This is a genomic window from Brucella sp. TWI559, from assembly GCF_039674265.1.
In the GTDB taxonomy this organism is placed as follows: Bacteria; Pseudomonadota; Alphaproteobacteria; order Rhizobiales; family Rhizobiaceae; genus Brucella; species Brucella chromiisoli.
Genome location: NZ_JBDJNE010000006.1, coordinates 187,704 through 201,912, shown reverse-complemented (window position 1 = coordinate 201,912; position 14,209 = coordinate 187,704). Strand labels below are relative to the sequence as shown.

The window sequence follows — 14,209 nt, the reverse complement described above, 5'->3', positions numbered from 1 at the left end:
TGGCGTTTCATCGCCTGGGAAGTCGTACTTCGAGAGAAGTTCACGAACTTCGAGCTCTACGAGTTCGAGAAGTTCAGCATCGTCAACCTGATCGCACTTGTTCAGGAACACGACGATCGCAGGAACACCAACCTGACGAGCGAGCAGAATGTGCTCACGGGTCTGTGGCATCGGACCGTCAGCGGCCGAAACAACCAGGATCGCGCCGTCCATCTGTGCAGCACCGGTGATCATGTTCTTAACATAGTCAGCATGGCCCGGGCAGTCGACGTGTGCGTAGTGACGAGCAGCAGTTTCATATTCAACATGAGATGTCGAAATGGTGATACCACGTGCCTTTTCTTCAGGCGCAGCGTCGATCTGGTCATACGCTTTGAAATCGCCGAAGTACTTGGTGATTGCTGCGGTCAGCGACGTTTTACCATGGTCAACGTGACCAATCGTGCCGATGTTTACGTGTGGTTTGTTACGTTCAAACTTGCTTTTTGCCATCGCCGTTGTTCTCTTTGTTCTAGAACCGCTCGAGCGCCAGCACGAAAATCAATCTGATTTTCAGGCCGACATTTATGCCAAAACGGAACGGCGAACCGCCCGTCGATGATTCCTTACACGCCTATCCGCTCTTGAAAAACTGGAGCGGGTAACGGGAATCGAACCCGTGTATTCAGCTTGGAAGGCTGCTGCTCTACCATTGAGCTATACCCGCATACTCTAAACTCTGATCCGAAAGTGGTGGAGGAAGTTGGATTTGAACCAACGTAGGCTTAGCCAACGGATTTACAGTCCGTCCCCTTTAACCGCTCGGGCATTCCTCCTAATATCACTATCAGCAGAGTCGAGTAACTAGGCATTTTCTGCAGAATGTCTGGTGTGCTGTGGAAGCGTTCCGTCGTTCTGCGAGGGCGCTTATGCCGATATGAACCGCTCCTGTCAACAGGATAAAATTGAAAAGAATGCATATCCTTCCAATAGTTGCAGGTGCCAGTGGCTGAGTGTACGGCAGAATTCCCGGAAATGCGCGCTTATCGGCACTTGGACAAGAAAAAATCTGACTTCATTTAGTTCTGATCAAGCTATCTTCGCCGCTGTGGACAGGATATAAGCAGCCCATGAACGATCAAAATTCTTCCCGTACCCCAAAAGATTCTCATTATGCGCGTCTGCGTCGCGAGCATCGCGACCAAAAAGCGGCTCATGAAGGCAAGGCGCCGCACAAGCCGCAGCGTGCGCCGATTCCTGCAGGTCGCGTCGCAGAAGGAACAGTCCGTCTTTACGGCCTGCACACCGTACGCGCAGCAGTGGAGAATCCCGCGCGCAAGATTTTGCGCATGCGCGCCACACGCAATGGCTTCGCTCGCCTTGAAATAGGTGAAGCGGAGGGCCTGCCCTTCCCTGTTGAAATCGTCGAGCCAAAAGACATCGACAAAGAGACCGGGTCAGATGCTGTGCATCAGGGCGTTATGATCGAAGCGGAACCGCTTCGGCACAAAAAGCTTTCAGAACTGAAAGAAAGCCCGCTTTTGCTGGTGCTTGATCAAGTGACGGACCCTCACAATGTCGGCGCAATCATTCGCTCGGCAGTTGCTTTTGGTGCAGGTGCGCTCATCACCACAAGCCGGCACAGTCCGCAGGAAAGTGGCGTTCTGGCCAAAGCGGCTTCCGGTGCGCTTGAATTGATTCCCCATATCGAAGTGCGCAATCTCGCAGATGCAATCGAAGAACTGCATTCGCTGGGTTTCATGACCATCGGCCTTGATTCGGAAGGCCCACAGGAGATGGAATCAACACTGACCGGGGATCGCATCGCTCTCGTGCTGGGTGCTGAAGGCAAAGGCCTGCGCCAGAAGACGCGCGAAACAGTCAATGCGTTAGCGCGACTGGACATGCCAGGTGAAATCAAGTCGCTCAACGTTTCTAACGCAGCTGCTATTTCGCTTTATGCAGCGGAGCGTTACCTGCGCACGCACAAAAGCTCTTAAAGCAAACCCTATAATTGTCTGATATTCCGAATCTTGAGCGTTTTATACGCTCCAGATTCGGATCAGCCCTTTGCCCTTAAGCTGTCGCAATATAGCTGCGAATCTCTTCCGCTTCGCGTTCCACATCTTCAATGCGCCGCTTCACAACGTCACCGATTGAGATGATTCCCGCAAGTTTGCCACCTTCTTCCACCGGCATATGGCGAAAGCGGTTATGCGTCATGATCTCCATCACCTGATTGATCGTGTGATGTTCCCGGCATACCTGTACTTTCGACGTCATGAATTCAGAAACAGGCCGCGCTCCAACCTGCTCCTGCTGTGAAGCAATTGCGCGAACCACATCTCGTTCCGAAAGAATGCCTTTGATGTGTCCGGCTTCATCGCAGGCAACAATTGCACCGATTTTATGTTGGGCCAGAATAGCAATGGCGTGCGAAAGCGTGTCGTCCGGTCTGATGACGACAACATCCCTGCCTTTGTTTTCGAGAATCGATCTAACAGTCATGCCAAAATCCCTCCCAAGGTTCAGCAATCAATCACGAGAACAGGTCTCATGATTGTAACGCAGCTCCTCCAGTTGCGTTCCAGCAATGGTGCGCTTTGATTGGCTGCTTTGCAAGCGAACTAAATGGGGAGGAAACAGCTCAGCGCCTTAAAACGGCATCATAGTTGCGCGGCTTATCAAGCAGCGCGATTCCAAAAAAGCCGGCGATGAAGCCACCAATATGTGCTTCCCACGCAATCCCCGACAAACCGGCTCCACCTGTCGAATAAAGACCTGTGGCAAGATTGATAAGAAACCAGAAACCCACGAAAACCAGCACCGGCTTTAAGGTCAACGTCAAACCCACTGGCAAAACGGGTCCGGCAAACTCCGAACGGCGCCCATGCCCGACCCTGCGGAAACCATAACGCGCTGCTGCGCCCATCATACCGGAAATCGCACCCGAAGCGCCGACAAGCGGCGTAACGCTTTCGGGATAGATCGCATAATGCGTCAATCCGGCGACGACCGATGTGAGAACCCAGAAAGCAAGCATACGTCCGGTGCCGATACGACCAGCAAGCGGTGATCCGAAAGCCGCAAGCCAGATCATATTCACCGCAATATGGGCAAATCCGCCATGCATGAACGAATAACTGATAAGCGTGAATAGCGCCGCAGGATCGGTGAAGCCACCTGCCAGAGAAAACCGTGCCGGAATCAAAGCAAACTGCAACATGAATGCGTAGTTGCGCTGCTCGCTTATAAGATAATTCTGATAGATATAGACAGCGGCACACATACCAATCAGCGCGAGAATCACGCCCGGTATGTTGAATATCGGTTCACCACCGCCCGATCGTCTCGAATCATTCGTATGTTCGCGCATTTCAGGCTGAGGAATACTCATTAACCGCCGCTTTCCAGCTCGCTGCCTATTTTCAAAACAAGCATTCTAGATAAGTGACAATTGGTTAAAAATAAAGGCCGCCGGAGGGTCCCGTACGGCCTTGTCGCAAATGTCTGACATTTACGAGACAAAATCTGGAGATCAGGAAAAAGCCAACCAAGACAATGACTTCTTCTGACAACTCATAGAACCGCTACAAGCGAATTTTTGCAACAATTACTTCTTGTTAACCTTAACGAGCAAGCACAGTGGATGAACAAAGCGTTAAGCTGGCATCCTTGCTGTTAATACTATTTTAATGCGCGGACCGACGGGCACTGCCCAAAACCAGTTAAACGGCCAGAGAGTAAGCAGCAGCGCATAATGAAAAACCGCAGCACGATGGCAATTTTCAGTGAATGGCAGCGACTGGCCTTACGTCAGAGCGGCAGCCTTCATGCGCCACTGCGCGAATCAATTGAGCCACGCAAACTGGGACGTCATCTGTCAGACCTGTTTTTTCTTGAAGAAGACCAAACCGGCGAGTTGATATTCCGTCTTGCCGGTACCCGCCTCTGCGCTCTGTTTGGGCGCGAGCTCAAAGCGACACGCTTTCTTACGCTTTGGCCAGAACGAAATCGCCCTGCCCTCAATGAACTTGCGCGAAACGTCAATGCACTGTTGATTCCCGCTTTAAGCCAGAACGACGGTATCAGTCTCTCAGGACGCAGCCTGTCTTTTGAGATGCTGCTCGCTCCCCTCTCGCCAAGTGAGGGCGGAAAATGCAATCTGCTGGGTAGTATTGCCATTCTTGATGATGTCACCTGGGCAGGTGCTGATCCGCTTGTTCTTGGAAATCTCAACAGCGTGGAGCCGCTGGCACCTGATCTCATCGTGAAGCCGGAAATTCGTAAACCCTCCGTCATGACAATGAATGGTGCAGACGGCAGCCGCGGATGGGCACCCCCGCCACAACCGCGCGATATCCCTCGATTGCGGGTTATCCCCGGCGGCAAAGTCTAAAAGGTAAACGCGCACTAAGGTTACGGATTGGCAAACCCTATTTTTGGCCAGTTCAGGCATCAAAACGCCATAAATCATGCTATTATAGGCTCAAATGAGCTGTTTCTGAACAAAACCTTGCCAAAACCTGCGCAGTTTTATTCAAATTAGATTCGCATTTTCGCGTCTAAATTTCCCCACTCTCAAAGTCTTGCAAGCATTCTTGTTTCCAACAGGGAGACAAAAAGAATGACGAAGCAAACAATCATCGCAGCATTGCTGATCCTTCTGGGAACGGCTTTTGCGCAAGCCGCAAGCCCCGCATCAAAATCACACTGGATGCCGACCGGCGAACGCACATCGCAGCCAATCGGCCATTATGAATTTTGTCAGCGCCACGAATCGGAATGCAAAATCACCAGTTCCAACAGCGCGCCACTCACGCTCAATCAAAAGCTGTGGCAGGAAATCGTCGCTGTGAATGCGAGCGTGAACGAGAAAATCGCGCCGCGCACCGATATGGAAGTCTGGGGCCAGGAGGAATATTGGGAATATCCAACCACGGCTGGCGATTGTGACGACTACATGCTTCTTAAGCGGCGCGAGTTGATGGCTCTTGGCATTCCAGCCAACACATTGCTGATGACCGTTGTGCGTCAGCCCAATGGTGAAGGCCACGCTGTTCTGACGGTTAGAACCGACCGCGGCGATTTCATTCTCGACAATCTTGATCAACGTGTGCTTGCCTGGAACGATACCGACTACACATTCCTCAAGCGCCAGTCGACGGCGAACACCGGCACATGGGTGTCGATCAAGGCTGGCCGTGATCTGCTCGTCAGCGGCATCCGCAACTAAATGACCGAACAAAGCTGTGTGAGAGGGACGGGTGTCATTCCCCGTCCCTCTTTGCATGGGATTGATTCTTTTTTACGCCGGCTCCAGCCCGCGCATGAAAGACTGACCTTTTTCGACATAGTGCTGGGCCGAAGCTTTCAGTTTTTCAACGGCAACAAAATCAAGTTCCCGAATAGCCCGTGCTGGTGAGCCGACAATCAGCGAATTATCGGGAAACTCTTTGCCTTCCGTGACAAGCGTACCAGCGCCAATAAGACAATTATTGCCAATCTTCGCACCGTTGAGGATAATCGCCCCCATGCCAATCAGCGTATTGTCACCGATCGTGCAGCCATGCAGGATAGCACGATGCCCGATCGTGCAACCTTGCCCAATCGTCAGCGGAAAACCAATATCGGTATGCATGATGGTGTGTTCCTGCACATTGGTACCGGCACCCACCGTAATTGTTTCATTATCCCCGCGCAAAACAGCCCCGAACCAGAAACCTGCATTCTCGCCGACCAAGACTTTGCCGATCAGCGTTGCATCCGGCGCGATCCAGTTGCTGGCACGGTCTGCAAATTCTGGCTTATGTCCGTTATAAACATAAATTGGCATCGGCTTCCCTCCATCACGAAATCTCCCGGCAGAATGCGCTATTTATCCTGAGAACGGAATGCGTGCGTAGAATAAAAAAAGCCCTCTCTGCCAAGCAGAAAGGGCGTCTCATTCAACGGCTACAAATCTCAGAGATCGACGTCGAGAATAGCCATTGAGAAATTATAGGACAGTTCGCCTTCGTCCTCATCCTTGTAGACAAGCCCCAGGAACTCGTCATCCAGATAGACCTCAGCGGAATCATCCTTACGTGGGCGCGCCTTAACCTGAAGGCCGGGATTGTTGAAAGTCCGCTTGAAATAGGCGTCGAGTTTCTTGAGTTCTTCGGGTTTCAACCGGCTTCTCCTGCTACTGATTTAAGGCCGGTTTAATGCACCCGCCATTATCCAATGTAAAGCATTAACGCACGCGTCACGAAACGCATGCACGCATAGTTATGATTATGTAAGCATGATATAGGCCACCTCTGCTAAAAAGCCAGAAGGCGGTATTTTTGATCCATGAAGCGGTCAGATACCTTCGCCAAACATATGTTCTCCGAATGCCGCCTCACCCAGCATCTGGTCCATAACGCGGGATGGCTCGGAGCAACCGCTTTCGCCCACCACTTTTGCCGGAACACCGGCAACCGTCGCATTATGCGGAACAGGCTTCAGCACGACTGAACCCGCCGCAATCTTTGAGCAATGCCCCACTTCGATATTGCCAAGAATTTTTGCCCCGGCACCAATCAGAACACCGTGGCGAATCTTTGGGTGTCTGTCTCCACTCGCCTTGCCTGTGCCGCCAAGCGTCACGCCATGCAGGATGGACACGTTATCTTCAATAACGGCTGTTTCACCCACCACAAGCCCGGTCGCATGATCAAGGAACAACCCGCTGCCAAATTCGGCGGCTGGATGAATATCGGTCTGGAAAATCGAAGACGAGCGGCTTTGCAGATAATAAGCAAAGTCCTTGCGGCCTTCTTTATAGAGCCAATGCGCCAAACGGTGTGTCTGAATGGCATGAAACCCTTTGAGATAAAGAATAGGGTCCATGAAGCGGCTGTAAGCCGGATCGCGATCATAAACCGCCTGAATATCGACGCGCACAATGTGCGACCACTGCGGATTGGCCTCCAGCATCGCGTCAAAAGTCTGGCGCAGAATATCAGCGCTCAAATCCGCATGACCAAGGCGTTCGGCGATGCGATGCATGACGGCATCTTCCAGCGTCGGCTGATTGAGAATCGTCGCGTAGAGAAACGTTCCAAGCACCGGGTCGTTCTTTGCCGCTTCCTCCGCTTCAGCGCGAATGGAATGCCAGATCGGATCAACTTGCCCCAGCGAAGGTGACAATTTTGCGTTCGAGCGAACGGACATCATGCATACTCCAATTTTGCTGATCGTAGATAGCAGACCACTGTCTTTGCCCTATGCCTGTCCTGCAATGCGCATTCGGCTGTTAACATATCTCAAAACGCTTCGCCTTGACACCGCGTAAATCTGGTTGATGCCGTTGGTCAAAACTCAAAGAGGATGATCCTCCAGAAAGGTCAACACGCCTTTCTTATAGACTTTGTCCCCCACCGCCAACATATGATCACGGTCAGGAATGTCGAGCGCCTGACCGTTTGGCAGCATATCGGCCAATTCCTGAGCACTTCCGGCAATGTCATCTGTCGTGCCGACGGCAACAAGGACCGGCTGCATGATGCGTGCAATTGCCTCGGCAGAAACCAGTTCCTTGGAGGTAATGACACAGGCTCCCAGCGCAATACGATCGCTTTTGGTCTGATCCGCAAATTTGCGGAACATCAGCCCCCGCGGATGCGTGATTGTCGATGGATCGTCTGCAAGCAGCGCTTCGCCAATCGGCTCCCAGTCGCCCGCACCCGTCACCATACCAATGCCAAGTCCGCCAAAAACAACGCTGTGAACCTGTTCGGGATGCTCAATTGCCAGAAATGCGCTGATGCGCGCGCCCATGGAATAACCCATCACATGGGCCTTTTCGATGCCAAGATGATCAAGCAATGCGGCCGCATCGCCTGCCATAGCGCTTGGGGTATAGTCCGCAGCATCATGGCTTTTGTCCGAAAAACCATGCCCGCGATTGTCAATGGCAATCACGCGATAGCCAGCTTCTGTCAAAGTGCGAAACCAACCCGGTGACACCCAGTTGACGAGGCTTGAGGACGCAAAACCATGAATAAGCAGGATGGGATCGCCCTCTCCGTCCTGACGATAAGCAAGACGCAAGCCATCATGTTCGAAATATTCAATATCGAGCGCGCTCAATTATGCATTCCCTTTGATTTCTCAGAGAGCTTGGTTGCCGGCGGATTTAACCGCGACATTCACCACAAATCACTCTGTGGATCGCCCTGTCACCAAGCTTTATACCGGTTCGTTTAACAGTACCGGCCAGAAGTTCAACCACATATGCGGCCGGACCATGCGAAGAAATAATGTCTTCGGAAAACGGCACTGCGTTTTCATGAATAGCCGACACATGGCCGGTATCGTCCAGGAAAACCATGTCCAGCGGTGACGGCGTGTTCTGCATCCACATCATCACATCGCGCATTTCACCAAAAACAAACAGCATTGCACGATCTTTAGGAAAATCGGTACGCCACATCAATCCGCGCATCCGCGCCTCATCGGTATCAGCAATTTCCAGCCCGAATGACGCCTTGCCCTGCGCCGTAATGAAAGTCAGCGGCTCTTTATCCAGTGGCAAAAGCATCGGCTTGGTTTCCTGCGCATGGGCGGAAACCGCAAAGAAGATAAATGCGAAAACAAAAAGTATGCGGCCCATATGTCGATTTATCCTGATTGCTCATATTCATGCCCGCTAACAGGCATCAAAAGGTCGTGCTGACGACCTGACGCTAAGATTGAGCATCGAACATTATCAACGCGCTGCCAGCGCGACAAGCGCAGTCACGGGCTTGTGAAAGAACATGAAACGAATGAAATCAGTGCGAAACGGGTATAACCGTACCAATATCCGGATGAATTTCGGCCGCCATCAACCCTTTATCGCCATTGCCGAAACGAATGAGGACGACCTGTCCGGGGCGCAGTTCCATCATACCAAAACGACGGAGCGTCTCCATATGAATGAAAATGTCTTCTGTTCCCTCGCCGCGCGTAAGAAAACCGAAGCCTTTGGTACGGTTGAACCACTTCACAATGACGCGCTCAAGACCGCTTGATGGCGTAACCGTCACATGTGTACGCTGCGGCGGCATCTCCGCAGGATGAATTGCGGTGGTTGTATCCATGGAAAGAACACGGAAACATTGCATCCCCCGATCACCGTTACGAACTTCGCAAACTATGCGCGCCCCTTCCAGCGCAGTTTGGAAACCATCACGGCGAAGCGTGGTCACATGCAAGAGAATATCGGAAACACCGGGCTGGTCGGGCACGATAAAACCGTAACCCTTTGCCACATCAAACCATTTAATGCGGCCCGACACTTCAACAAGATCGCCTAGCTCTTCTGAGGAGGCCTGACTGCGAAACTGGTCATTCGACACAGATTTATCTGCCATGCGCTCGCCCCTCCTCTTTGTGTTCCGTTGCGACTCTCACCTGATTCTTGCCCAAAGAATAACACTTCCTTAACCATAGGCGGCAAGTCTAAACTTTTACAGTTTTGAAGATGACCACAGGCTTTGTATATTCATCGTTAATTCCTAAATTTCCAAAATAGAAACCTTACCTGCCAAAAACATATGGCGGCATGGCCGTTCGACAACTTGTTGACTTGTCATTTTCACGCGCCACCTATCCATAAATTGCTTTATGATTGCTCCAACATGCGAAACAGGAGAAGACTATGCGCTATCTGCACACGATGGTCAGAATTAAAGACATCGATGAATCGCTCGACTTTTATGTGAACAAGTTTGGCCTTGAAGAAACACGCCGCACAGAAAATGAGAAAGGCCGATTCACGCTGATCTTTCTTGCCGCGCCGTCGGATAAAGATAAAGCCCAAGCAGAACGCGCACCGGAGCTTGAACTGACCTATAACTGGGACCCTGAAACCTATACGGGCGGCCGCAATTTCGGCCATCTCGCCTATGAGGTCGATAATATCTACGAAACCTGCCAGAAGTTGAAAGATGCGGGTGTCACCATCAACCGTCCGCCACGCGATGGGCACATGGCCTTCATCAAATCACCCGATGGTATTTCTATTGAGTTGATTCAGAAGGGCGAACGCCTTGCCCCGCAGGAGCCATGGGCTTCCGCCGAAAATATCGGCAGCTGGTAAGCAAAAAGCCCGGTCTCGCGACCGGGCTTTTTATGTTTATTCGGTGCCTTGAATGGCCGACAGTAGCCAATTCCCACCATCGACACGCGTGAACGTCCAGACTTCTACGCTTTCAACCGGCTCATCAGGATTGCCTTCAACAACCGCGCCCGTATTGCGATCCAGCATGACGTCGATTGCGGAATAGCGCATAGCAACCGTCGCATAATCGACATTGCCTTCGCGCCATGCTTCAGAAACGTCACCCTGAAGCAGCTTCACATCTTTGACTTCATTACGCATACCGCTTGAGGCGATCTCGCCGAGTTCCTCAGCCAGATAAGACATGGCTTCCGGCGTTGCGAGCTTGCGCAGCGCCGCATAATCCTCGCGACCATAGGCGGTCTGGATTTCGGCCAGCATCTGCTCAAAACGATCAAGCTCTTCCTGACCAATTTCCAAAGGCGTCTCCTCAACAGCGTTCGCCGCAGGTGTTTCGGCCTGCTTGACTTGAAAAGGATTGACCGATGGTGTGCGTGCGCCAAAGCCTGCCTGCGGCGCAGCACTCTTGGCAGCACCGAACGGCTGCGCGCCTGCATTGCCAGCACCCGCTGCCGCCGTCTGACGACGATTGGCAAACATACGCATAACAAACATGGCAATGAGCGCAATGACAGCAACCTGCAACAACAGGCCAAACATACCGGCAAGACCGCCAAGGCCGTTGCCGAGCAACATGCCAATCAGACCACCGACAAGAAGACCACCGAGCATCGAACGGCCAAAATTGCCGAACATACCGCCTGAACGTGCTGCCGCTGCGTTCTGCGTGCCCGCTGCAGCGCCCGGACGATTGGTCTGTTGTGCACCCGTGTTGGGCGTCATCGAACGCTCAACCGGTGCTGCATTGTTTGGCGCAGTGCGTGTCGGCGCCGGCGCCTGATAGGTGCGCGCACCGCGACTACCAAATCCGCCCCCGCCTGCACGGCGAGCCTCGGCGAAATCGACAGCGGCAAAAGAGGCGATCAGCCCAAGGACCATTGCAGCGGTCAGTTTGGTCAGGCGGTTTCCGGAACCCGGCATAAGTATCTCCCAAGTGAAACATCACAGAATATTTTAGTCCGTGATTATATGGGAATTCATCCCCCGTTTTCACAAGAGCGTGAAGGCAAAAAAGTTGAGAAAATTCAAATAGGCACAGCCGCATCCAGAATCTGTATCTGAGGAGTGACTGAACCATTCCAGTGATTGAGCGACAGATTGCCAACAATATGGACGCTTTGGCCGATATTATTGAACAAAAACCGCCCCAGATCGCCTTCGGCAGCGCGGAATGCGATAGCATTGACGCGTTTGCCGTCTGCACCGCGCAAGGCAACGCGCACATGGTCTCGTCCCACACCGCGAACATCGGCAAGGATGTGATGTGGGAGAGCCAGAACCGGCTGCGGATGCGCCGAACCGAATGGTCCCGCCTTCTGTAAAGATTCATAAAGCGAGACGGTCGCGCCGGATGCAGCCACCGCACCATCAATGGAAAGGCTCAGATTTTCCCGCAGACGCGCGACAATATCAGCCGATTCCTCCTCAAAATATGCGCGAAGCGCACCAAGTTTGCTGCGTTCAATGGTGATGCCAGCGGCCATGGCATGTCCACCGCCCTTAATCAGCAATCCCCGCTCCACAGCGCCGCGAACGAGTTTACCAAGATCAAGCCCGGAAATGGAGCGTCCAGACCCGGAACCAACACCATTCACATTAAATGAAATGGCAAATGCCGGGCGACGCGCTTTCTCTTTAAGACGTGACGCGAGAAGCCCGACAATACCCGGATGCCAGCGATCACTCGCCGTCACAATCACCGAGGCGCCAGCACCACCGGAAAGTTCAAGCGCGGCCTCCGCCTCCGCCTCAATCAGCATTTCGGCCTCCATCGCCTGCCGTTCCTGATTGAGCCTGTCGAGCTCAACCGCAATCGGATCGGCTGCAACAGGATCATCCAATGTCAACAGACGCGCGCCCAGTCCCGCATCGCCAATACGGCCACCCGCATTGATACGTGGGCCAATCAGATAGCCTAAATGAAAGACATTGAGCGGTTCGCCAATGCGCGAAACACGGCCAAGTGCTGTAAGCCCGGCATTGCTCTGGCTGCGCGCAACCAAAAGACCTTTCACAACAAAAGCACGATTAACGCCCTTTAACGGCACGACGTCACAAACAGTGGCAAGTGCCACAAGATCCAGCAGCGAGAGAAGATCCGGCCCGGCTCCTTTGCCGCGCTCACGCAGGATTTTTGTCACCTGAACAAGTGTCAGAAACACCACACCAGCGGCGCAAAGATGCTCTTGCCGCGAAATATCGTCTTCCCGGTTCGGATTGACAATCGCCACCGCATCGTCCGGCAAATCGCCACCAACCTGATGGTGATCGAGAACCACAACGTCGGCACCCGCTTCTTTCGCGGCAGTGATGGACGGTGCGCTGTTGGTGCCGCAATCCACCGTCACAATCAGTGATGCGCCTTTGCCAACCAATTCGCGCATGGCATCAGGGTTCGGACCATAGCCTTCAAAAATACGATCTGGAATATAGATCGAATGCGCAATGCCATAATGTTTCAGAAACCGCGCCATCAATGCAGATGAACACGCGCCATCGACATCATAATCGCCAAAAATTGCGACGGTTTCGCGTCGCATAATGGCGTCGGCAATCCGGTTGGCGGCCTTATCCATATCGGTCAGCGTAGCAGGATCCGGCATCAAATTGCGCAAGCTCGGATCGATAAATTCTGGCGCACCTTCCACCGTAACTCCGCGGCCTGCAAGCACCCGTGATACCAGATCGGAGATGCCATGATGCTGCGCTATGGCAAGCGCTATGTTGGCCTCACGCGGACCAAGCCGGTCCATCCATTTCTGGCCAGTGACTGATTTGCGGATACCAAGAAAATAGCGTTCTGTTGTCATGCGTTCTTAAAGACACAAAAGGCGGCATTTTTGCAATGCCGCCTTTGTTCATTCCGCCTTGTGTGATCTTAAAACTTTGAAAGATCCTGATGCCTCGCCTTGATTTCACGAACCGTTTGAGAGCTTGAGCGCATAACGATTGTATGTGTCTGAATATAATCTCGCGCAAATCTAACGCCTGACAGCATATTGCCATCGGTGACGCCAGTTGCAGCAAACAACACGTCACCCTTTGCCATTTCTTCCATCGTATAGATTTTCTTCGGGTCGGAAATGCCCATCTTCGCCGCGCGCGCAATCTTTTCATCGGAGTTGAGCTGAAGACGCCCCTGCATCTGACCACCCATACAGCGCAAAGCGGCCGCAGCCAGCACACCTTCCGGCGCACCGCCAATACCGATGTAAATATCGATCCCGGTTTCATCGGGGTTTGTCGTATGCATCACACCAGCAACGTCACCGTCACCGATCAGACGAATAGAAGCGCCCGTTGCACGCACTTCTTCAATCAATCGAGCATGGCGCGGGCGATCCATGATACAGGCCGTGATTTCGTGCGGCTGCACACCCTTGGCCTTGGCAAGCGCCATGATGTTATCCGTCGGCGTCGCATCAAGATCGACAACGCCCTTTGAATAGCCCGGACCAACAGCAATCTTTTCCATGTAAACATCTGGCGCATAGAGCAGATTGCCCTTTTCAGCGATGGCAATAACTGCCAGCGAATTCGGCAGGTTCTTGGCGCAAATCGTTGTGCCTTCCAGCGGATCAAGCGCGATATCGACATCAGGCCCCTGTTTGGTGCCAACTTCCTCACCGATATAAAGCATGGGCGCTTCATCGCGTTCGCCTTCACCGATCACAACCGTACCAGCAATCGGCAGGCGGTTGAGTTCCTGACGCATGGCATCAACCGCTGCCTGATCGGCAGCCATTTCATCGCCACGTCCACGCAGGCGCGCTGCGGCTACGGCTGCGCGCTCAGCCACGCGGACCAGTTCCAGCGTCAGAATACGATCAAGTCCATGAGCCAATCCATGAGGTTGCTGTTCTGCATTCTTAGCCATGTGAACAAAGTCCCGAATTTGAATTACGTTGCTGCGTTCGTATAACGCCAGTGTCGCTGCCGATAGCGCCATTATGCCAATCTTTTGTCAAAGTCCCTCGC

The 14,209-nt window shown here is 52.7% G+C and carries 16 protein-coding genes and 2 tRNA genes; 4 read left to right on the top strand and 14 right to left on the bottom strand.

From position 1 onward, the window contains the following. The 3 genes from ABE530_RS10370 to ABE530_RS10360 form a co-directional block, all read right to left on the bottom strand. A partial coding sequence (locus tag ABE530_RS10370) for a GTP-binding protein (protein WP_499694454.1) occupies nt 1–492 on the bottom strand: 492 nt, incomplete at its 3' end. Nucleotides 493–632: 140 nt separating this feature from the next. After that, a tRNA-Gly gene (locus ABE530_RS10365) sits at nt 633–706 on the bottom strand. 24 nt (nt 707–730) lie between these two features. After that, nucleotides 731–815: transfer RNA gene (locus ABE530_RS10360), tRNA-Tyr, on the bottom strand. A 294-nt stretch (nt 816–1,109) separates the two neighbouring features. Here ABE530_RS10360 and rlmB point away from each other — a divergent pair. Further along, nucleotides 1,110–1,979, top strand: a complete 870-nt coding sequence (gene rlmB, locus ABE530_RS10355; RefSeq protein WP_265985234.1) for a 23S rRNA (guanosine(2251)-2'-O)-methyltransferase RlmB — start codon at nt 1,110–1,112, stop codon at nt 1,977–1,979. A gap of 76 nt (nt 1,980–2,055) precedes the next feature. Here the strand turns inward: rlmB and ABE530_RS10350 are convergent, their stop codons facing one another. Beyond that, the gene (locus tag ABE530_RS10350; RefSeq protein WP_499694453.1) at nt 2,056–2,487 is read right to left on the bottom strand and encodes a CBS domain-containing protein; all 432 of its coding nucleotides are present in this window, start codon (nt 2,485–2,487) and stop codon (nt 2,056–2,058) included. 139 nt (nt 2,488–2,626) lie between these two features. After that, nucleotides 2,627–3,376 carry a rhomboid family intramembrane serine protease gene (locus ABE530_RS10345; RefSeq protein ID WP_499694452.1) on the bottom strand — a complete coding sequence of 250 codons (750 nt, stop codon included), beginning with the start codon at nt 3,374–3,376 and terminating at the stop codon, nt 2,627–2,629. Between the two features lie 363 nt (nt 3,377–3,739). Between ABE530_RS10345 and ABE530_RS10340 the strand changes: the two genes are divergently transcribed. Both ABE530_RS10340 and ABE530_RS10335 read left to right on the top strand, forming a co-directional pair. Then, nucleotides 3,740–4,378: a PAS domain-containing protein gene (locus ABE530_RS10340; protein WP_499694451.1), complete on the top strand. Its 639-nt coding sequence runs from the start codon at nt 3,740–3,742 to the stop codon at nt 4,376–4,378. Nucleotides 4,379–4,606: 228 nt separating this feature from the next. Then, a complete protein-coding gene (locus ABE530_RS10335; RefSeq protein ID WP_499694450.1) occupies nt 4,607–5,215 on the top strand; it encodes a transglutaminase-like cysteine peptidase in 609 nt (202 codons plus the stop codon). A gap of 72 nt (nt 5,216–5,287) precedes the next feature. Here the strand turns inward: ABE530_RS10335 and ABE530_RS10330 are convergent, their stop codons facing one another. The 6 genes from ABE530_RS10330 to ABE530_RS10305 all read right to left on the bottom strand — a co-directional run bounded on the left by ABE530_RS10330 (nt 5,288) and on the right by ABE530_RS10305 (nt 9,362). Further along, nucleotides 5,288–5,815, bottom strand: a complete 528-nt coding sequence (locus tag ABE530_RS10330) for a gamma carbonic anhydrase family protein (protein ID WP_499694449.1) — start codon at nt 5,813–5,815, stop codon at nt 5,288–5,290. 128 nt (nt 5,816–5,943) lie between these two features. Continuing rightward, entirely contained in the window at nt 5,944–6,150 is a 207-nt protein-coding gene (locus tag ABE530_RS10325; RefSeq protein WP_007875463.1) for a DUF3126 family protein, read from the bottom strand. A gap of 174 nt (nt 6,151–6,324) precedes the next feature. After that, the gene (gene cysE, locus ABE530_RS10320; RefSeq protein WP_499694467.1) at nt 6,325–7,179 is read right to left on the bottom strand and encodes a serine O-acetyltransferase; all 855 of its coding nucleotides are present in this window, start codon (nt 7,177–7,179) and stop codon (nt 6,325–6,327) included. Nucleotides 7,180–7,326: 147 nt separating this feature from the next. Next, complete coding sequence (locus tag ABE530_RS10315; RefSeq protein ID WP_499694448.1) at nt 7,327–8,097, bottom strand: alpha/beta fold hydrolase; 771 nt, start codon at nt 8,095–8,097, stop codon at nt 7,327–7,329. 46 nt (nt 8,098–8,143) lie between these two features. After that, nucleotides 8,144–8,620 (bottom strand): DUF192 domain-containing protein, encoded by a 477-nt coding sequence (locus ABE530_RS10310; RefSeq protein ID WP_499694447.1) that lies wholly within the window; start codon nt 8,618–8,620, stop codon nt 8,144–8,146. Nucleotides 8,621–8,780: 160 nt separating this feature from the next. Next, nucleotides 8,781–9,362, bottom strand: coding sequence for a cold-shock protein (locus tag ABE530_RS10305; protein ID WP_265985252.1), 582 nt, complete (start codon nt 9,360–9,362; stop codon nt 8,781–8,783). Between the two features lie 287 nt (nt 9,363–9,649). Here ABE530_RS10305 and gloA point away from each other — a divergent pair, with 287 nt between their 5' ends. Then, a complete protein-coding gene (gene gloA, locus ABE530_RS10300; protein WP_499694446.1) occupies nt 9,650–10,090 on the top strand; it encodes a lactoylglutathione lyase in 441 nt (146 codons plus the stop codon). Nucleotides 10,091–10,126: 36 nt separating this feature from the next. On the opposite strand, the gene ABE530_RS10295 is transcribed toward gloA, so the two are convergent. The 3 genes from ABE530_RS10295 to glpX form a co-directional block, all read right to left on the bottom strand. Continuing rightward, nucleotides 10,127–11,152, bottom strand: coding sequence for a Tim44 domain-containing protein (locus ABE530_RS10295; protein ID WP_499694445.1), 1,026 nt, complete (start codon nt 11,150–11,152; stop codon nt 10,127–10,129). A gap of 104 nt (nt 11,153–11,256) precedes the next feature. Next, the gene (recJ, locus tag ABE530_RS10290; protein ID WP_499694444.1) at nt 11,257–13,041 is read right to left on the bottom strand and encodes a single-stranded-DNA-specific exonuclease RecJ; all 1,785 of its coding nucleotides are present in this window, start codon (nt 13,039–13,041) and stop codon (nt 11,257–11,259) included. Nucleotides 13,042–13,109: 68 nt separating this feature from the next. After that, nucleotides 13,110–14,108, bottom strand: coding sequence for a class II fructose-bisphosphatase (gene glpX, locus ABE530_RS10285; protein ID WP_265985259.1), 999 nt, complete (start codon nt 14,106–14,108; stop codon nt 13,110–13,112). Nucleotides 14,109–14,209: the final 101 nt, after the last annotated feature.